17 protein-coding genes are annotated in these 19,533 nt (G+C 39.2%); 2 read left to right on the plus strand and 15 right to left on the minus strand.

Annotated elements, in window-relative coordinates; genetic code table 11:
- The 15 genes from FNZ24_RS19990 to FNZ24_RS20060 form a co-directional block, all read right to left on the minus strand.
- The coding region (locus FNZ24_RS19990; RefSeq protein WP_153916562.1) for a PAS domain S-box protein at positions 1-3,299 on the minus strand (3,299 nt) is incomplete at its 3' end.
- A 69-nt stretch (positions 3,300-3,368) separates the two neighbouring features.
- A complete protein-coding gene (locus tag FNZ24_RS19995; protein WP_153916563.1) occupies positions 3,369-4,967 on the minus strand; it encodes a hybrid sensor histidine kinase/response regulator in 1,599 nt (532 codons plus the stop codon).
- A gap of 66 nt (positions 4,968-5,033) precedes the next feature.
- Positions 5,034-5,681, minus strand: a complete 648-nt coding sequence (locus FNZ24_RS20000; protein WP_194945109.1) for an ion channel — start codon at positions 5,679-5,681, stop codon at positions 5,034-5,036.
- An 18-nt stretch (positions 5,682-5,699) separates the two neighbouring features.
- On the minus strand, positions 5,700-6,818 hold the full coding sequence (locus tag FNZ24_RS20005) for an AI-2E family transporter (RefSeq protein ID WP_153916565.1): 1,119 nt from the start codon (positions 6,816-6,818) through the stop codon (positions 5,700-5,702).
- 300 nt (positions 6,819-7,118) lie between these two features.
- Positions 7,119-8,228 carry a helix-turn-helix domain-containing protein gene (locus tag FNZ24_RS20010; RefSeq protein WP_153916566.1) on the minus strand — a complete coding sequence of 370 codons (1,110 nt, stop codon included), beginning with the start codon at positions 8,226-8,228 and terminating at the stop codon, positions 7,119-7,121.
- A gap of 44 nt (positions 8,229-8,272) precedes the next feature.
- Complete coding sequence (locus tag FNZ24_RS20015; protein ID WP_153916567.1) at positions 8,273-9,322, minus strand: DUF2955 domain-containing protein; 1,050 nt, start codon at positions 9,320-9,322, stop codon at positions 8,273-8,275.
- Entirely contained in the window at positions 9,312-10,478 is a 1,167-nt protein-coding gene (locus FNZ24_RS20020) for an HlyD family secretion protein (protein WP_153916568.1), read from the minus strand. Before FNZ24_RS20020 ends, FNZ24_RS20015 begins: the two co-directional genes overlap by 11 nt.
- A 286-nt stretch (positions 10,479-10,764) precedes the next feature.
- Positions 10,765-11,163 (minus strand): ACT domain-containing protein, encoded by a 399-nt coding sequence (locus FNZ24_RS20025; RefSeq protein WP_153916569.1) that lies wholly within the window; start codon positions 11,161-11,163, stop codon positions 10,765-10,767.
- Positions 11,164-11,288: 125 nt separating this feature from the next.
- Positions 11,289-11,810 carry a nuclear transport factor 2 family protein gene (locus FNZ24_RS20030; protein ID WP_228768563.1) on the minus strand — a complete coding sequence of 174 codons (522 nt, stop codon included), beginning with the start codon at positions 11,808-11,810 and terminating at the stop codon, positions 11,289-11,291.
- A gap of 166 nt (positions 11,811-11,976) precedes the next feature.
- Positions 11,977-12,441 carry a GNAT family N-acetyltransferase gene (locus tag FNZ24_RS20035; protein ID WP_194945110.1) on the minus strand — a complete coding sequence of 155 codons (465 nt, stop codon included), beginning with the start codon at positions 12,439-12,441 and terminating at the stop codon, positions 11,977-11,979.
- Between the two features lie 320 nt (positions 12,442-12,761).
- A complete protein-coding gene (locus FNZ24_RS20040; protein ID WP_153916571.1) occupies positions 12,762-13,193 on the minus strand; it encodes a nuclear transport factor 2 family protein in 432 nt (143 codons plus the stop codon).
- Positions 13,194-13,244: 51 nt separating this feature from the next.
- Complete coding sequence (locus FNZ24_RS20045) at positions 13,245-14,357, minus strand: serine hydrolase domain-containing protein (protein ID WP_228768564.1); 1,113 nt, start codon at positions 14,355-14,357, stop codon at positions 13,245-13,247.
- A 101-nt stretch (positions 14,358-14,458) separates the two neighbouring features.
- On the minus strand, positions 14,459-14,944 hold the full coding sequence (locus FNZ24_RS20050; protein WP_153916572.1) for a hypothetical protein: 486 nt from the start codon (positions 14,942-14,944) through the stop codon (positions 14,459-14,461).
- Between the two features lie 116 nt (positions 14,945-15,060).
- The gene (locus tag FNZ24_RS20055) at positions 15,061-15,921 is read right to left on the minus strand and encodes a trypsin-like serine protease (RefSeq protein WP_228768565.1); all 861 of its coding nucleotides are present in this window, start codon (positions 15,919-15,921) and stop codon (positions 15,061-15,063) included.
- A gap of 23 nt (positions 15,922-15,944) precedes the next feature.
- On the minus strand, positions 15,945-16,310 hold the full coding sequence (locus FNZ24_RS20060) for a cupin domain-containing protein (protein WP_153916573.1): 366 nt from the start codon (positions 16,308-16,310) through the stop codon (positions 15,945-15,947).
- A 321-nt stretch (positions 16,311-16,631) separates the two neighbouring features.
- On the opposite strand from FNZ24_RS20060, the gene FNZ24_RS20065 reads away from it, so the two are divergent.
- Positions 16,632-17,027, plus strand: a complete 396-nt coding sequence (locus FNZ24_RS20065; RefSeq protein WP_153916574.1) for a hypothetical protein — start codon at positions 16,632-16,634, stop codon at positions 17,025-17,027.
- Positions 17,017-18,426: a hypothetical protein gene (locus FNZ24_RS20070; protein WP_153916575.1), complete on the plus strand. Its 1,410-nt coding sequence runs from the start codon at positions 17,017-17,019 to the stop codon at positions 18,424-18,426. The genes FNZ24_RS20065 and FNZ24_RS20070 overlap by 11 nt, the downstream gene beginning before the upstream one ends.
- The last annotated feature ends 1,107 nt before the right edge of the window (positions 18,427-19,533 follow it).

Below are 19,533 nucleotides of genomic sequence, written 5' to 3' on the forward strand. Positions count from 1 at the left end.
AGTATTATTAGTGGATSCACTAATAATACTGATTTACCAGCAAGGTAAGATGTATCTAGTTCTTTTATTGATACTGAAGAAATAGGACTTAAATCGAACGGTATATTCAAGTTAAAAGTGCTGCCTACATCTGGTTCACTATGTAGGGTAATTTCGGCATTCATCAACTCTGCAAGGTTTTTACAAATCGCTAAACCAAGACCTGTACCGCCATATTTTCGGGTGGTTGAGGCATCGGCTTGCGAAAATGCATTAAACAACCTTGACTGCTGTTCAGGTGTCATGCCGATGCCAGAGTCAGCAACAGAGAATGTGATTTGGGCGTAATCCGTTGTCAGCTCATTTAATTTCGCTGAAATGATAATGTTGCCTGTTTCGGTAAATTTAACTGCATTATTGGCTAAATTTATCAGCACTTGTCCTACTCTTAGTGGATCTCCTAACAAGTTTCGAGGAATATTGTCATCAATATCAAACAATAGCTCTAAGCCCTTCTCTGCGACTTTGATACCAATTAAATTACTGACGTTATTGAGCAAGTCATCAATACTTAAATCAATGTTTTCTATGTCTAACTTACCCGCCTCAATCTTCGAGAAATCAAGAATATCGTTAATAATCCCTAGTAATGATTGTGCTGAGAGATTAGTTTTTTCGATGTAATTACGTTGTTGGCGGCTTAAATCAGTCTCAAGCGCTAAATGCGACATACCAATAATGGCGTTCATAGGTGTGCGAATTTCATGGCTCATATTAGCTAAAAAGTCGCCTTTCGCTTGGTTAGCATTGTCTGCTTCAGCAATGGCTTCAGCGAGTTCACGTTGTAACTCTTTCGATTGATTAACATTGATATGTACGCCACTAATACGCTCTGGACTGCCGTCTCGATGATACTGGTAAGTTTGCCCAATACTGAGGATCCAGTCATAGCCACCATCTTTACGTCGCATTCTAAACTCTTGGCGAATGACTTGGTTTTTACTATTTACCTCATCAGATTTCACCCCAAAAATTTCTGATTCGTCATCAGGGTGTACCAAAGAGGCAAAAGTGTCAGAGCCATTGATGAGTGGTGCCCATTTGCCATCATTGGCACACATTTCAAGGCGATCGTAACCTAACATTTTGCAGTACATTCGATTCACAACGACTCGATTTTCATCAGGGTAAAAATCCCACATCCCCATCTGTGCACTTGTTGCTGCAACTTCAAGTTTTTCTTCTGAATCCAATAAGCGATTTTCAGCTAACTTTTGCTCTGTTATGTCAAAAACTGTCCCATCAAAGTTCCCTTCTTCTAGGTTATCTCCTAGCTCAAACTGCGCCATAATTTGCACATATCTGAGCTCACCAGCTTTGTTAATAATACGCATTTCAACGACAACTTTGCTATTGGTTGCCGCTGCTTCTCTGACCGTATCGAAAAATATTTCACCATCATCACCGACAGCTAACTGTATGAAGCGTCTAACAGGATTATCACCAACGAAGTCTTCTACCGGGTAGCCTGTGATATGCTCAAAATTAGGGCTGATATAAGAAACCGTAAAGTTATTGTTCATTAAATCAATATATTTACAGCGAAAAACAGCGCCCTGAATATTTTCAACCAAGGTTTGATACTGTTGCTGATTTTGCAGCATTTCTGCTCGAACCGTTTCTTGCTCATTGATATCCAGCAAAGATAATCTGATTTCGGTGTTATTTAACTCTTCATCTTTAGCAATCCGCACAGTGAGTGACACCGCTAATGATTCCCCCGAATGAGTGTTAAGGTGAACCCTTGCATCTGAGGTATCCAGCCCATTAATTGCGTTAGTAAATATCAGCTCTGCATCGTTATTATCAGTGGCAATGACCTCAGACCAATTCAGTGTGGCAAATGCTTTCCTATCGTAACCCGTTAAATGTGCAAACTGCTTATTGTGCTTAGTAAAGCGCCCTTGAGCATCAAGTGTGGCATAAGCGACAGCGGAGTTTTCGTATAAATCCCACAGTCGATTTTCCCGCTCTTGCAAATCTTTAGTTCGCTCTGAAATGGTTTTCTCAAGCTTTTCATTACTCAGTTGCAAACGACGATGCACATGACTGCTAAGCCATAAACTACCTAATGTGATCAGCACACAAAAGAAGGCAATAATCCCAATCAGAATTAGCACGATGGTTTTAAAATACTGATAGTTACTACTGGCCTCTTCAAGAGACATTTCAGTCACGATGCCAAAGCCATATCGCTCATCCCATTTCCATGCCCCAATAACTTCTTTACCTAAATAATTTCGATAACCTTGATAAGTCTGACCACTATTTTTTTTACTGACCTGTTGCGCCGCATAAGTGAGTTCAAAGTCATTATGTTCAGGGCTAGCTGGCGTTTCTGGAGTCAATAAATTTATAGGGTCTGTTACTGTCAGATTTAATACCGACATCTGGCCTTCAAATAATAGGCCTAATGAAACTAACTCCTGCTCATAACGACTGTGCGATAGCATCCGACCTTTCTCGTCAACAAAGTAAGACTCTCCAGTATCTCCAACAGCACCACTTTTAGTTAGTTTGGCAAACTCCAAATAAGGATCGACTCGAAGAGATAGCACTGCGGTAATTGAACCATCATCTTGAGTAATAGGACTTAACACGAACATGGTAGGCGTATCGGAACGTTCGATACCCAGAGGATTTTTTAAGGCGATATCTGATCGCATAGGCGGGGTTATCACAATTTTACCGCTAACCGCTTCTTGAAATATATCGGGGTGAATACGTTTAACAATATTGGTAATTGCAAGGTTATTGTCTCGGCTGGAAGCCAGGTTTTGACCTTCTAGTGTGATGATGAAAAAACCTAAAGATCCAAATGACTCACTGTAGCGCTCATAAGCATCTCTTGACCATTCAAGATGCTCACTTACTAACAAAGCCTCTTTGTCAGCTCCAATATCAGTCAACAACCTAGCTCGTTCTAATAATAGCGGGTTTGTTGTTACTGCCCCAACACGATCTTCCCAGCCCTTAACCCATGAAGAAAGAGCGGCATCGGTAGTGAGAGCGACAGAATCAAGTGCTGAACCGCTTTGCTCAAGGTCATGCTTATAAGCAACATTTAACCCAATTGCCGAAATAGTAGACATTAAAGCCAGAAAAAAGCACACAATTAGCGCCGAATAAAAACGGCTATGTCGTTTTTCAAAGAAACGGCCAATGTCAGTGTTTGCTTCAGCACGAAGCTTAAGAAACAACCATAAAAGTGCCCCTATTAAACCCACGGACACCAATAACAACATTGTGTTTATTTCCATTTCTTATCCTGTGTTAATTACAATAAGTCGCGCAATTTAGGTCTATAAATACAATCCCAAAATTTCGCATTAGGCTGATGGCATAATAATACTGACACTTGTATTGTTTGCATCGTCATCCACAGCGAGTGCCACTTCACCGTGTTGGGCTTGAGCTAGCAACTTAGCAGAGTATGTCCCAATTCCGGTGCCATTTTCTTTGCCAGTTGATACGTATTTCTGCCAAAACGTTTCACGAATTTCTGCCGGAACAACACCGATATTTTGTATCTTCACTTGTAAATGTTGATGACTGTCATCTGTATCATTTCTTAGAAGTGCAATCGACACTCTTGTTTTACTAGGAGCCGCTTCACAAGCATTTTTAAGGAGATTGAATAGCATCGAATAACTCAGGCTTTCATCACCTAAAGCAAGGTAATCCTCGTCGCCATCTTCTTCATAATCTAAGTAGATAAGTAATAATTTACTTTGGAAGGTTTTCTTCAACACTTCGATTATTTTTTGCAGTAAATTCGCTAAAGAAAAAGGTTTTGCTTGTAATTGAAATCGACCCGTTTCGATTTTATAAAGCTCACTAGACATATTTATCATATTCAGTAATTGCAATGACATATCTTCAGCGATTTGGGTATTTTCGAGATTACTTTTTGAAATATGTGGGTCTTTGCTAATTTGCTCAAGTAAAGTCATCAATCCAGCGATAGGACCTTTAAGATCATGTTGCAATACTTGCTGTACTTCTTGCTTCAGCTTTTCAGTGGTCACTAGGTTGTCAAAATCAGACTGCAAACGCTTATGCATTTGAACATAAGCCATCAAGTTTCTTACTCGTAATTTAAGTAACTCAGGTTGAATGGGTTTACTGATGTAATCTACCGCGCCGCAGTCTAACCCTTGCAATTGATATTTGTCTTCAGTTAACGCTGTGACAAATATCACTGGAATATGCGCAGATTGTGGATGCTCTCTTAATTGTTTAAGCACTTCAAAGCCATCCATTTCTGGCATCATAATATCTAACAAAATTAGATCAGGCGGCGAATCAGACTGTGCAATTTCAAGTGCCTTGCTGCCTTGCTTTGCAAGCTTCACTTGGTAATCGTCTTTAAGAAGTCCGCCAATCAAAGTTAAATTATCCGTAGTATCATCCACCACGAGCACTGAAGAGCGATGAGACCTGTTACTTTCTTGGGTAGACGCTAGATTGGACTCGTCAACTGTTGATGTGAGGTTTTGCTCTGTGTGGCTAACATCTGACTGAGGAGTATGACTTCTATTACTTACATGACCACTTAAACACTGAACCACGCGCTGCTGTAATGTGACAGCATTGAAAGGCTTGATAACGATGTCTGTGACACCTTCAGCAATCGCGGTGCTCACTCGTTCTCTTGCCGCTTCCGCGGTTATCATAAGAAAAGGTAGATGCTGCCATTTAGGCGATTGACGAACTTTAGATAGCAACTCGATACCTGTCATCACAGGCATATTCCAATCAGAAATAATCAAGTCTACCGAAGCGTTTTTGAGAATGGTTAATGCTTTAGCGCCATTATCTGCTTGGTATACTTGCCCGATACCAAAACGGCGTAATTGGTCTGAGCTAATTTTACGGATAGCATCCATATCATCAACAATTAGCACACTTTTCTTCGATAATTCCATGCGACCTCATCTATTAGAATCAATCACTCTACCTAACTGAAAAGTAAAGTTTAATTAGCCTTTTGGCTAACTATCAGTTTGTGACATTTTTGCACCAACTAAGCTGGCAACAATAATAGCCATATAAAATTGACCACAAATGGCCTCAGAAAAAGCAAAAAATCGTGCAATTGGCATATTTGGAGATATTTCTCCATAACCAACCGTAGTCAGAGTTATATAGCTATAGTAGATAACCGTTGATAAATTATCGGTCCACTTTTGCACTTCAATACCGTTAAAAGCGGCGCCAAATATTTCAATCAATAACAAATAGGTAAATGCCCAAATAAGCCCTAAAAGTAAAAAAATACAAATAGAGCCGATAATTTGGTTAGATGAGATTATTCCGGAAAAAAGCACTTGCTTTGCAGCACGAGAAGTCGCTGCAACAAGAAATGATAGAATGGTTAATAATGCAAGCACATCAAGATTAAGCAATTCAAATACAGAGCCGATACTGGCAAAAAACAGCGTCGTCAGCATCAACCCAAAACTTGAACGTATCCAACGTTTATTTTCGCCTAAGCCAATCACAGAAATAGATAAGCTCATTACCGTTGTGCCCACAACTATCATTTGGCCATTATCAAAAAACTGCTCAACCAATGCCGCACTCAACAACACTAAAATTAACGACCCCAATAAATAACTAAAGTTGTCTTCCTGCGACATTGCCATTCTCATTACAACTTACCCTTCTGATTTTTCAATTTCAGGAAGCACTGATTCTGTATCCACTTCAGCGGTCTCGACGACTAACCAGGCGCTAAATAACTTATAACTTAATGCCAGTACAACAGCACCAACAAATAAGCCCACAATGCCTGACAAAATCATGCCGCCAATTGCACCTAATAGAATCACTAGCATTGGAATATCAACACCACGTCCCATGAGCATAGGTTTCAAAAAGGCATCACTTGCGCTGACAAGAATACTCCAAATCATAAACAGAATTGCCGTTGTAGAAGACTCAACGCTAAATACATAAGCAATGATAGGACCTAGAATCAAAATTGGCGGTAATTGAATAATGGCTAAGATAAGTACCAATAACATCCATATTCCAGTACCAGGAACTCCAGCGAGTCCAAGTCCAATACCTGCAAGAATCGACTGAATAAAGGCAACACCAATCACCCCTTGCACCACACTTCTTACCGTCGCTACCGCAAGCTCAGAAAACTCTTCCCCATGCTTACCAGCAAGCCGCACCGAAACCTTATGGAACATTTGGTTAGAGCCTTCGGCTTTGCCCATGAATACGCCGGCAATGATGATGGATATTAAAAACTGTAATACTGTCATGCCAAAACTACCAAATGCACCCGCGGCCTTGGTTGAAAAGTCTTTGATTTCATCAGCATAAGTTTTGACTAACATCTCAATATCAGAATTGGCGGAAGACCAAAAGTTATATAGTTTGTCACCAATTACAGGTAAATCTGCAACAGACTCTTTAGGCGCTGGGATCTCCAAAGTGCCGTCATGCACTTCGGCAACAAAGTCTTGTGTGCTTGACACAATTGCGCCAGAAAACAGTACTGTGGGCACAATTAAAGAAGCTAAACATAGCAAGGTGATTAATAAACTCGACTTAGTCATTGATAACTTTAATCGGTTGCTAACGACTTTCACTACCGGATAGAGGGCGATGGCAATAATGCCACCCCATAGAATTGGCATAATGAAGGGTTGAATAATCTTAAAGCACCAAATCACCATAATGAAAATCAGTGCAATTTTAATCGCGGCATCAACTGCTGCATGGGTAAATCCTGCAGGCGTTGAAATGTTCTTGTCACTCATAAATTGTCTATCCCTGGTTTAGTGGCATTCCATTAAATGAAAGATAACGCCACAAAATGTCATTCTGTGTCGCTAACTCGCTTAAACAAAAGTAATTTCAATATTAATTAGTTTAAAAATATAGCTTATGTCTGTTCACTTTTCACCTGTTACAAATTAAAAACAATAATTACACTCAGTAACAGGAAATAAACTGTGTTTTCTTCTAAACAAGTTATATTTTACGATATAAAACGTGCATTTAACTTACAGTCCTTATCGTTTATATTTTCGTACAAAACACAATTAAATCTTTATGATTCATTTGCAGCACTCATTCTCATTTAAACTGTTTCGATACGCTCTAGGTGACATACCAGACATACGCTTAAAGGCGCGAGAAAAGTGAGCAACATCTGCATATCCCAAGGTTGCTGACACTTGGGTCACAGCGACTTGATTATCAGCCAGCATGGTTTTAGCTTGCTGAAAGTAAATATCATCCACCATTTGCCGATAACTCATACCCTCTTCAGATAGCCTACGCTGCAATGTGCGTACACTTAAGCCTAATAAATCGGCAGCTGTGGTAACGGATAATCGACCAAGGGACATGTACGGTAATAATGCAAATTGTAAGCTAGCCACAAAACCTTTAGGGCTCTCTATCGCAGGTTTAATAGTGGGGTTCCAGCCTCCTTTCAGTTTCACTTTGCAATCTAGCACTTTATCGGAAATGCTTAATGCTGTGACACGTCTAGAGTAATAAACCTGTGGCTCATCAAGTTTCAACGCGTTTAAATATTCAGCTTCACGAGATGACTGCAATGCAATATCAATTGGTTGCCAGTGAGTTTGCGTCACGGCTCGAACTAACTCGACCATCATCGTTAGCGCAAATTGTTCTGAAAGATCAATTTCAATGGGGTCATCTTTTTGACGAAAACGGGCAAACCACACCTTACCTAATGCCGTTTTAAGGTGAACATGGGTTTGTTTAGACTCAAAGTTAACCACATGAGTAAAGTCAATTAATGCTTGTCTTACCGTACCTTTGAGAGAAATTTTGGCTAAATGCTGAGGAACAAATATTGAGCGAGCCACCTGAAATAACCACTCAGAAAAACGTTCTTTTCCCAGCTTGTTTGCCATGAGCTTCAGTAAATTCATAACAGCTTGTTCAGATACGTAATCATATTTATCGGTTAACAAGCTTTCAGGTAAGCCAGCTTGTTCAATAATGGGATAAATGTTGTTTTCGAAATCTTTTAAGCGGGCCACAAATGGAGCAATGTATTCAGCTCTAAGTAGAGGAATAAAGGGACTTTGATTGTCTATATCTTCTATCTGCGGATCATTAGTTACCACTTCCACATGATGTGGATCGGCACTAAAATTTTCCATAGCGCTATAAGACTTCTGTGACGGCATTTCTTACCCTCAAATTCTCATCATGCATTCCCATGACACTCAATCTAGTTTGCGGTTCTTTTTTGTAAAAATTTCCAATTACGGGTTTCAAGATAAAAAGAAGCCACAACCATATAAATTCCGACCATAAATAACTGTGCAATACGAATATAAAAGTTGGTAGCAACATCAGCATCCGTAGATGATGCAGTAGAGCCCACAACTACTAACAAAGCTGAAAATATTCCCGCAAAAATTGGCGCTTTAACTGGATCAGCATAGATTTTTTGACTAAACAGCAATGCACAAATCATCGCAAGGCCAACGTAAAATGTTAGTTCAGGTACGATTACCAGTAAGTTATAAAATACAATGGCTAACACCCCGCCTATGCCATTAGTTATCAATAAAAACAGGCTGACTTTTACACTTTTACTTCCAGCTGATTGCAACGATAAAATCGCAATAAAAATCATCGTTAATAGCGCGCCAGTAATTTCAAATAAAAAGAAAAAAGTAATCACAGGAAACGCAATAATCAGTGCTCTCACTGATTCATAAAGACGTTCATCAGTGGTTAAGCCTGCCGCAACATGGGTTTCACGGTTAGGCGATAAATCAGGTAGAAGAATATGCAGAAGCGTGAAAATGAGTACTGCAACAACACCAGATAAGCTTAAGCCGACACCAACAACAATCGCAGCACCAGGATGCAAAATACCTAAATAAGGTAAAACCAAAGTTGAAACAATCAAAATAGTGGCAAAGAAATTCCACTTAGGATCAGAAAACAGGTAGTAAGCCCACAACATTAATACCGCTAATAAAGGTAGCAAGACCAATGGATACTGCACCGGACCAAAACTGACCAGCCAAGCAATACCAATTGTCACTACCATTGAAATAAGCAGCTCGTACACTGTTTGAACCGTTGGCTCGGTTCTATCAACCAAAAATTTAGCTACAAATACAGGAACAATAAACGCCAATTGCCAGGCAAAGATAGCCGCAATGGCCACAGCTAAACCAATACCAAGCGTAAAGCGAAGTACTCGACGAGTGAAAATCGCTTCTTCTAAGGCTGGTTCAATTGCAACAGCTTCATTATCTGACATAAGAGAACCAGCTAACTAAGCGGATCCAGAATTTACCAAAAAGATTCATTACTGAGCTTTCTTGGGTATACACCATCACATCCACTTGACCACCAACTCTTCTTAATCCTTTAGCCTCTTCCTTTTCAAACACAATAGTTACCGGGAAACGCTGTGATTGTCTTAACCAACCCGTTTGCCCGGTGGTTTGGGCAAGCTTACCTGTTTGTTCATTTTGGCCCCAGTCTACACCGTAATCGATGTAAGCGACTTTGCCAGTAAAGACCTCTCCTGGTGCATAATCCAACGCAAATTCCACTTTATCGCCAGGTTTCATATTACCAATACTGTTTTCTCTGAAGTTAGCTTCAATCCATACATCTTCAGAAGAAATAAACGTCATGACGGGCTGACCAGCACTGGCATAAAAGCCTTCTTTTAAACGAAAGTTAGAAGCAACACCATCAGTTGGGGCTTTAATCTCGGTTCTTGCTAAATTAAGCTCGGCTTGTTCTAGCGCCAAGAGTGCAGATTTAACTGCAGTGTTATTCTCGCCTTCTGAACCTAAACGTTCTTCAGCCTTGGCTAAGTCGGCATTTGCTGCTGCAACACCTGCTTCTGCACTAGCTAATTCAGCGCGAGCATTATCTGCATCAGCTTGAGACATCACATTTTGGTCAACCATGGTAAAAATACGCTTTGATTGAACTTGAGCATTGGTATAGTTGGCTTCAGCATTAGCAACTTTTGCTTGAGCCGCTGTCACATTGGCTGTTAATGCCCCCATGTTTTGTCCAGCTTGGGTCACATTCTGCTGTGCGGTAAACAGTGCTATTTCATAATCTCGAGGATTAATGCGCGCCAGGACCGCTCCTTCACGTATTAAAGTGTTAGGGGTCGCTAAAATTTCAACCACCTCACCAGAAACCTGTGGTGTTATTGGCACGACAAAGCCGCGAATACGACCTAAATCTGTAGAAGGGATATATCGGTCGGCAAATAGATGAAAAACAAACAAAAAGCCCACCACAAGTAAAATGATATTAGTCACTTTACGAATTTTTTGATTTTTTGCTTTATCTGCAGGTGTATCAGCTGTGGGAGCTTGATCAACTTGAGCCTCTTCAGCTTGAACGGCTACCTCTGTTGAAGACACTTCTTTATTCTTATCAGTCATAACCTTCCCTTGAATCGACAAATATTCAGCTGCTAAATAGCACCGTTAACTTGGTAGGATGTTAACAGTAAATTAGAGACTTGTTAGTATAAATGCAGTATAGAATTATTTTGATATGGAACTCAAATATAACTATGAAATTAGCGAGTTATATTATGAGACTTGGATGAAGCAGATATATGATTAATTAACAAAGAACAGCTAATTATGCGGACAAACAACAAACAAAATAGAATAATCACCCAAAAGTCTTCATTAAGCATGTTTTAAAGAGACAACCCTAAACTCACAACGCTGAAAACTCCTTCAAAGCTGACATAGCCAGCGCTGCTTTATCTATTGGAACAAAAATATGATCATGGTAATAAGCTGCGATAACATTGGCACTGATGCCATTATCAGTCAGTTTTTGAGCAACCGCAGCGGTGAGCCCTACCGCTTCTAAACTAGAATGCACAGTTAACGTAATTTGTTTAAACCTCGCCTCAAAAGGTAAATAAGCCTGAATAGCTGACTCTGCTGCAAGCACTAATGTCAGCCCTTCTTGCTCATGAAAAAAGCACAAGGGATTTAAATGAGCGTAATCTGCAATGCGCCCTTTTACGCTGCAAAAGACAAACTCTCCTGCCTGCAGCTCTGGCGACATACTTGAAAGTAGCTTTGATAAGTCCGTTATGCCTGTCATCTTCATCCCTTTACCATTCTCGTTTTATGCTTTAACGAGCGCTTTAATAAGCCCTTTATTTAGTACTTTAATTGACTCTTGTTTAGTACTTTAATTGACTCTTTGTTTAGTGCTTTATATCGGTTTTACTTAGAGTAGTGCCTAATTACTGACACTTTACCATCATCGATTTCAAGCACTTCAAATGAGCTATTATCATGATGTGTAACTTGCCCATTATCTGGGTGTACGCCTTTAGCCACTGTATGAAACTCAATCATAATCACATTATGTCCATAAGCTTGATTAGTGAGTTCAGCTGAATACTCATCGTGCGAGGCAAGGTAATAAGTCATTCCTTTACGCAGTGCAGCTTTACCATCAGGTTGACGACTATCATCATCGCTCCAAGGTAAATGTTGGTAACCAATGTCATCGGTTAAAAAAGATAAATAATGTTCTAAATCTTCTTTAGTGGCATCAGGTTTTTGCGAGCCTTTCCATGCTTCAAAGTAATCTTGAGTAAAGGTTTCATAGTCAATCTCAACTGCAGTTGATTTATCCTCAGCAAGCACTTGAAACGGTGTCACAATGAGTAAAGACAGAGCCAACAACACCTGCAGCGATCCGCGTAATTTTGGCATATGAGTTAAAAAATTCCATTTCATCGTATTTTCCCGAACGCTATTAAACCGTTATATCTGATTTCACTAATTTAAGTCTGTAACTTACTGAATAAAATACTGAACTGCAACGGCTAATAGCTAAGGAAGTCACCAAGGGAGTCAATGAAGCTATTAGATGGGGAGAATAACAATGAGCAAAGATGTGCAATCAAATCGATTTTTGGTATTCAAACAGCCAAAAATTTTCATTGGGTTCAGGCTGAATCTCACCGATTTTTTTATAGCCTAATTTCTGATAAAAATGGTGATTACGAAAAGCTTTATAAGGAGTAACAAGAGACCAACTTCTCACATCAGAATAGCGCTGCTCTAGCAAAGCAATAGTGTCAGAGCCTATATGTTTATCCTGAAATTCTGGCACAATAAAGAAGTACTTCACCTCAACTTCAGTCAAACTTTTTGGTACCAATAAAATGCCACCAGCATTCTGACTTCCATATTTAATAATATAATAGTGACCAGACTCAATACTTAGCTGATGCCAAGGCGTGGATTCAATATGCGGCGGAAAACTACCGTACTGTTCAAAGTCAGCTTGAAACGCATCTACAGCTAAATTTTTTAACAGTAGTGCATCTTCAGCACTTGCTATCACTAACCTTGATTCGGGCATGCTTTCACTCATTTAGATAAGAGAAACTTAACGGCAGCGATCAAACAATATATTTAACCTTAGAGACCGCTGACGGATATGCCTCTTAAGTTGCCAAAGCTCAGTGACAAAATCAATATTTATCCATGGCTTATAAAAGGATTGAATTTGAATATTAGCAAATATTAAAGTAACAGAAAGGCCAAATATAGGAGAAATATTGAGGAAATATAGAAGGAATACAAAAGGAATATAGAAGGGTTGTAGTGATAATTATCTGCTTAACACTTGGGATAAGCACGCCGCTACGCGCGGCCTATCCTAATATGTTTTATGCCCTTTTACTTTTCTGATGGAAAATAATAAACGCGAGTTATCAGGCCATCTGAAAATTCATATACAGAAATAGCACGTTGTGATTTGAGACCACTTTTCCCCTGCCAACTAGCAACTTCTATAGCACTTACCCTGCTAGTCGTAGCTATCATCTCTGAAAGTTCTGAGCGACATGTTGAGCAAGACTTAAAATAAGTACCCATGCTCTCAATTAACTTGTTCTTACCTCTAACTTCAACAACGGTCTCGTTACTTACAATACTTATCCACTCGACCTCATCAACAACAAGACGTACCATCGCATGACTATCTTGTGCATTGAAAGCAGCAACGAACTGATTGACTTTATTAACATTAACTGACATTTGCTCGTTAGATTGAACCTCGGGCGTCAAAATCAGTAATAGCGCAAACACTAAAACTCTAAAATTACACATAAATCATCCTATGGCATATAACAACTGCATAACTGAATTAAAAAGCTTGTATTATTCAAACGATGAGCGACTTCTTTGCATGTTATCGACACCCAACGCTATTTCTTTTAATTCAAAGGTTAAGGTACGTATTGAGAATCTGCGAACATTAGCTTGAATAATCACAGTCAGTTGGTCGTCCGTATAACGATGTAAATTTGATGAAAAACCATCCATTGAACCGCCGTGCTGGGTCAATTTACCCAATGTATTATGTTCGCTGCTACGTTGATATTTTCGGATTCTAAAACCATAACCATAATAACCAAAAGCTTTACTCTCACCATTAAAAATCAGCTCAAGACTTTTTTGCGACAAGAAGCTTGGTGTATAAAGCGCTTGTTCCCACTTCAGTAAATCCTCCACTGTTGAGTATATATCGCCAGAACCGAGCGCATACGAAACAATATTTTCATCTCTGTTGATGCCAAATACACTTTTTCGATAACCATTGGCACGATTTTGAGGTGGGTTAGCCATGCGCTCAACACCAGATTGCTGCATATCAAGTGGCGCAAAAACTAGTGTGTTCATTGCTTCTACGTAGCTTTTTCCCGTAACATTTTCAATGATGAGCGCGATAAGGTGATAATTTAAATTTCCGTATTCGTACTGTGTTCCGGGTTTAAATGATTGCTCTGATGTATTGATAATACTAAGAATTTCATTTGAAGTGATGTCTTTTTCTTCAAAGCTTGTAAGGTGCTCTAAGTGGCGTGCTAACCCAGTTTGGTGCTTAAGTAAGTGGTGTAAGGTAAGCCCGTTCGCCAGTTTATTATCAAGCTTTGGAATATATGTTGTAACTGGTGCGTGTAAATCAAGTTTGTTTTGCTCTACCAATCGCATTGCAGCAACCGCAGTAAGTGATTTAGTCATTGAGCCAATAAGAAACTGATGCTGTGTTGTATTTAATATTTTATTTTCAATATCTGCATAGCCATAAGCTTTCTTAAATAACACCTTACCGTGTTTAGCGATAAGAACAGCACCTTGAAAGCTTTCTTCTTCAACATAATGTTGAATATGTCGGTTCAGTTTATCCTCAACTGTCGTGAGCGCTTTTCCGTAAGCCAAAGATTGTAAAAAGAGCAATAATACAATGCTTGTAACAACCAATTTAATCATAATATCTTCACTTTTTGAGCTGGTTAGTTTCATCGCTGTAAAACAATGAGCAGACAAAAACTAACGTAGTTTTTGCGCCAGCTACCTCTCCTTTGTAGCTGCTACCAGATTTTCCACCAAGATTTTTTAACACCTGGGTGGGATAGAACTAGATACTGCGGTTCGCTTTCGGAACCGGAAGCTGAAATACCCGTGATTTTTACTTTAACATTAAATGGCTCTTGCTCTTGGCTCCTGCCGTCTAGCCAGATAAATGTGAATTCACGTTTATCTCTTACATTTTTAGCTGGAGTAACTGGTTCTCCAGTAAACAATTGATCTTCAAACTTACCCTCTACGATTTCGAAGGTATAACCTTGAGGTTTTTCAGGCAGCCTAGTTAACTGGAGGGTTACAAGGCCTGCATCAGAAGTAGATGCAAAGTTTCCATCATCAGTTCCCCGTCTGATCGATTGAACTATAAAGTTCGGTTTTACAGCATCTACCTTTTCTTCGGAGTTCTTTTCAAAGCCCGTAAGCATTTGTGCAAAAGAACCAGCAAAAGAGATGCATGGAATTAATGTAAGTAAGAGAAGTCGTTTTTTCATCTGATGTCTCAGGTTATATGCAGCTTTCGCCCAGCTAATAAGTGAGCCATGTGCTGGCGGGCAATTTGCTCAGCAGATGGCATGAAAGCCTTGATGAATCTAAATTTAGCAGCTTGTTAAAGGGCATTTGGCGTTAATCCAATGTCTGCACATACTTCCGGTAAAATTTCCTCAGTGAGACCAGTTGGAAGTTCATTTAGTTTAGGCAAAGCCAATTGAAGTTGAGTAACTTCATCTTCGTTCGTAATATCTTCAATCCAAGACTTAAAGAAAGAGACTCTAGAATATACTTCCGTAACTCCATACTTGCCTATTCCTCCACCTTCAACTCTGGAACTAATGCCCAACAAATGATTTGTATTGGAAGTTTTGATAAAAGCGGGGCCACCACTATCACCTCCGCCAGACACTCCTTCCAAAGGTAAAGCTGAATTGTCACGATCAAATTTAAACTTTAAAAGTGGTCCATTAGCAAAGATGACTTTATTTTCAGCTTTCCTCAAAACACCAGCATTTTCGAAGTTATCTATGGTTTGCCCTGTCAACCCATTGCCTGTTCCACCAACACCTATAAACCAAGTTGACTTTCCAAGCTCGTCTGATTCTTCATAGACAGTTACAGGTTCAATGTCTTTGACAGGATTAACTAATTTTACTAGTGCAATATCGTGACTATTACCTGGCTGATAATTTTTGTGCACGAAAATTCGTTCGACTTTATGGAGGCTATCTCTTAACGCAATATAGCTACCAGAGTTTACGCAGAATGTTGCATGGGCAGCTGTTAAAACCCACTTGGGTTTAATTAGTACCCCATGAGCGCCATCTATGTAAAATGTCGCTAATGGTTCAAAATCATCAGGAGAAGCAAGGTACTTTTCACTATTAACATCATGTCGTACTACTATTGCTGACACTGATTGGGTCAGAAAAACCAAAATAAAACCTAAGATTATACGCATGACTTCCCTTTGCAATTTAAACTCCTTGTTAGCTGTCATTAAACCCAGATGTCGTTATCAGCAGTTAACTCGCCACTTGCCTCTCCTGTGTTTCTGACACCTTTGGGCTCAACAAGTAAAACCTGACAAAGTCCTTTAGCAAATGGTTTATGCTCAACACCTTTTGGTATTACGAATATTTCACCGTTTGTAAGATGAACTTTACCATCTCTAAATTCAATTTCTAAAGTGCCATCAATAACAATAAAAACTTCGTCGGTATCGTCGTGCGAATGCCATACAAACTCGCCCTCACCTTTAGCTAATTTAAATTGATAATCATTCATTTCAGCAATGACTCTTGGAGACCATAACTCATCAATTTTCGAAAGTTTATTTTTAATATTTATCGAAGAATATTTCATATCGACCTTGCACCTAACAGCTGTATAGTGCGCATGTGCATTTACCCCGTCAGACCTGTAAAATTCGTAACACTAAATAATTGAATTTAATTACATTACTCAAAAAAACATCAATATACCAGCCGTAAAAATACGCATATGTATTTATTCTGAGCAATAACCCAGACATTAACTTTTAAAGTGTTGATTTTGTTTTTTGTCAAAATAGCACTAAGAATGGGTGGCTAAATAATTTTTGAACTTAAATCTTTTCAAGCCCCCTTAAATAAATCATTATTTAAACCTTGGAAATTTGGCGGCAGTGCAGCTAAGGGAAAACATATGCACAAAGAGTACTTCAGTGATTTTGCCCGCAGTAAGCAAGATTTAACGGTTGCTCCAAAAATTAAAATAGCTTGGCGCTTTCAAGACTATATTACTTCACCGCCTAAAAAAGCTAAGGGTGAAGCTGCGAAAAGCAAATGTGGGCCTGATGCAAAGGCGATAGCTGGAGTAAAAGATGAACTGTGTGTTACACCACAGGGGATTCCGGTAAACCTAATTAAAGTATTCACAGAAGGAAGGTTGTCTTCTGCAGCCTTACAAGCAGCATGTCAATCAGAGTACTCGTCTATTACCATGTTACAAAACAGTAAATCTATAGCGAGGAGTTTTATCCAAAATGGCCTTTTCGACGATATTAAAGATCTTGTGGAGGGACTTATTGATGCCCAATAAAAACTTATTGAATAAATCTCTATTAACCCATTGGCAAACCAAAGACTCTACATGGGTAAAAGACCGTGAGCAACAGTGGCAGCGTATAGAGAGCTTTATTCAACAGTGCACATTCGGCTGGTTTACTAAAGCGGAGCTAAAACGCCATAAAGCTTATTTTTTAAAAGGCAAAGTCACATTGCATGAAGAGGATGAGCTATCTGTGGATTTAGCGCTTCAGCTTGCTTGGCACCCGAGTAGTGAAGCCCAAGTTTGGCAGCAGCAAATGAATTTAATGTTATCTCAGTTTACATCAGGTGATGAAATTAACGAGATTGAGAGATGCTATCAATCACTGAGAAGAAATATTAGACATAGTGATATTTACAATCCAGTCACTGCAGCACCGAGTATATTTGTAGGGCGGGAGCGGCTCTTATTTGAGTTTTTTCACTGCACACCTTTGTTAGAACCATTTGAAAAACACTTAAAGAGTAATAGCTGGGTCGAATATTTTAACGGCATCTATTGCGGTAATCTTGATGAAGCGTTACCTTTGCCAAAGCTTATGGCATGGGGTGGATTTTATACTAATGGTATTTATCATCAGTTGTTACCAAACTTATCAGGCTTTTTAACAGAGGAGTATTTCGCTAAGCAACTGAGTTACAGTGATAATAAAACTCGTACTCATATAGTGCTACGCGATCCAATGGTCTACGCTCAGCGAATTTTAAATAGGGAGCTGGAGGTGAGTGTTGAGGATTATGCCAGAGTAGAGTTGTGGCGCGAGCAGATAGCTAACGCATCGCAAAGTTGGCAAGCTTTATGGTTAGAGGCTGAACAAGATCCTGTTACATTAGATGAGTGGCGTGAACAGCAAGAGGCTATTAACCCAAGCCCTGAATCTGAGCAAAAAATATTACCGCCTTGGCCACAAGAGCTTGCAGTATTAACAGCTAGACTCGCAGAGTTAGGTTATCCGGTAGCAGAAGACACCCCGCGTGACTTTCCCTCTATTCTCAGTTCAATACCAGAAAGTAAAGAAGTTTTCTTTGGCGTTTTTAGCGAAGCAGAATATGAAGAGAGTGATTTAGAGGAACCTTACGAATATTTTGCTTCACCGCTAGAAGAACTATGTAACTTTGCTAGTTTAAATTTTAAATATGTAAGCAAGCGAAAAGCTGTTTACTTTTATGCTGATAATAAGAAGGTTGGGAAAATAAACTTATCAGACCCTGAAGATAGTAACACTAAAAACTATTACCAATCAGTTGTAAAATTAGCTGAACGTATCTTCCCTGAACAAGTGTATTGCTTTGGTGGTGATGAGTTTATACTTTATATACTTCCTGAAAAAGTTGTTGAGTTGTTAATAGAATTGGATTACCCAAGTGATCTTGATTATTTTTGTGAATAGCAAATGAATAACATGGCCTCCATGATTAATGGCTATATATCAAACTCTCAATAAATAACATGGCCATATAAGGACGCTCCCGGTGAGTCAAGACAATAGTCTGCCTACCGAAGGCTTTTAACCTTAGTTTTCTTCTAAACGATTCACACTTGTTGCTGTTATTGATGTCTCTCATCGGTTGTACTGCCATATATACGGGCTCAACAGTCTAACTGCGCCCCTAATGAATTCCGTACCACTGCACCGTTTAATTGTGAAACGCCCATTCGGATTAAGTTCATCCTTGGCCTTTTCTGGCTTACATTGAAGTTACGATGCCACCCATCTTTATGGTGACACATCTTTACTGCGAAAAGATAGGGAATTGACCCCTACATTGATGCGCTACAAACCATTAATGAACTACAAACCTATGTTGTTTTATATATTAAATTCTAGATAGTAAAAAGCCCGCTATTTTTCAATAACGGGCTCTTTCGATAAATATGGCGAAGAGATAGCGTATTTTTGAAAGAAGAACCCTACATTGATGAACTACAAACCTTTAACTCTCTCATCAAACTAACTCTAATTCCAAAAAGCAAAAAGCTCGCTAATAAATTAGCGGGCTTTTCTAAATATGGCGGAGAGATAGGGATTTGAAGCCTACATTGATGAGCTACAAACCTATGTTTAATTATAATTATACAAGAATGAAAAAAGGCTCATCATTTCTGATGAGCCTTTCGTCTTGAATATGGTAGAGAGATAAGGGCTTGAACCCTACATTGATGAACTACAAACCTATGTTGTTTTATTTATTAATATCTAGATAGCAAAAAGCCCGTTACTTTGCAGTAACGGGCTTTTCTAAATATGGCGGAGAGATAGGGATTTGAACCCTAAATGGATTGCGCTACAAACCAATTTGCAATGTTCCAAAATTCAGACACAAAAAAGCCCGCTATTTTTCATAACGGGCTCTTTCGATAAATATGGCGAAGAGATAGGGATTTGAAGCCTACATTGATGAACTACAAACCTTTAACTCTTCATCAAACTAACTCTAATTCCAAAAAGCAAAAAGCCCGCTAATAAATTAGCGGGCTTTTCTAAATATGGCGGAGA

This window comes from Shewanella sp. TC10, assembly GCF_009663145.1.
Lineage (GTDB): Bacteria > Pseudomonadota > Gammaproteobacteria > Enterobacterales > Shewanellaceae > Shewanella.

What these genes read in the sequence shown, in the direction of transcription:
- FNZ24_RS20030 (WP_228768563.1), bottom strand. Translation starts at nt 11,810, where the DNA reads ATGAAATGGAATTTTTTAACTCATATGCCAAAATTACGCGGATCGCTG.
- FNZ24_RS20035 (WP_194945110.1), bottom strand. Translation starts at nt 12,441, where the DNA reads ATGCCCGAATCAAGGTTAGTGATAGCAAGTGCTGAAGATGCACTACTG.
- FNZ24_RS20070 (WP_153916575.1), top strand. Translation starts at nt 17,017, where the DNA reads ATGCCCAATAAAAACTTATTGAATAAATCTCTATTAACCCATTGGCAA.
- FNZ24_RS19995 (WP_153916563.1), bottom strand. Translation starts at nt 4,967, where the DNA reads ATGGAATTATCGAAGAAAAGTGTGCTAATTGTTGATGATATGGATGCT.
- FNZ24_RS20040 (WP_153916571.1), bottom strand. Translation starts at nt 13,193, where the DNA reads ATGTGTAATTTTAGAGTTTTAGTGTTTGCGCTATTACTGATTTTGACG.
- FNZ24_RS20050 (WP_153916572.1), bottom strand. Translation starts at nt 14,944, where the DNA reads ATGAAAAAACGACTTCTCTTACTTACATTAATTCCATGCATCTCTTTT.
- FNZ24_RS20005 (WP_153916565.1), bottom strand. Translation starts at nt 6,818, where the DNA reads ATGAGTGACAAGAACATTTCAACGCCTGCAGGATTTACCCATGCAGCA.
- FNZ24_RS20045 (WP_228768564.1), bottom strand. Translation starts at nt 14,357, where the DNA reads ATGATTAAATTGGTTGTTACAAGCATTGTATTATTGCTCTTTTTACAA.
- FNZ24_RS20015 (WP_153916567.1), bottom strand. Translation starts at nt 9,322, where the DNA reads ATGTCAGATAATGAAGCTGTTGCAATTGAACCAGCCTTAGAAGAAGCG.
- FNZ24_RS20010 (WP_153916566.1), bottom strand. Translation starts at nt 8,228, where the DNA reads ATGCCGTCACAGAAGTCTTATAGCGCTATGGAAAATTTTAGTGCCGAT.
- FNZ24_RS20065 (WP_153916574.1), top strand. Translation starts at nt 16,632, where the DNA reads ATGCACAAAGAGTACTTCAGTGATTTTGCCCGCAGTAAGCAAGATTTA.
- FNZ24_RS20060 (WP_153916573.1), bottom strand. Translation starts at nt 16,310, where the DNA reads ATGAAATATTCTTCGATAAATATTAAAAATAAACTTTCGAAAATTGAT.
- FNZ24_RS20020 (WP_153916568.1), bottom strand. Translation starts at nt 10,478, where the DNA reads ATGACTGATAAGAATAAAGAAGTGTCTTCAACAGAGGTAGCCGTTCAA.
- FNZ24_RS20025 (WP_153916569.1), bottom strand. Translation starts at nt 11,163, where the DNA reads ATGACAGGCATAACGGACTTATCAAAGCTACTTTCAAGTATGTCGCCA.
- FNZ24_RS20000 (WP_194945109.1), bottom strand. Translation starts at nt 5,681, where the DNA reads ATGTCGCAGGAAGACAACTTTAGTTATTTATTGGGGTCGTTAATTTTA.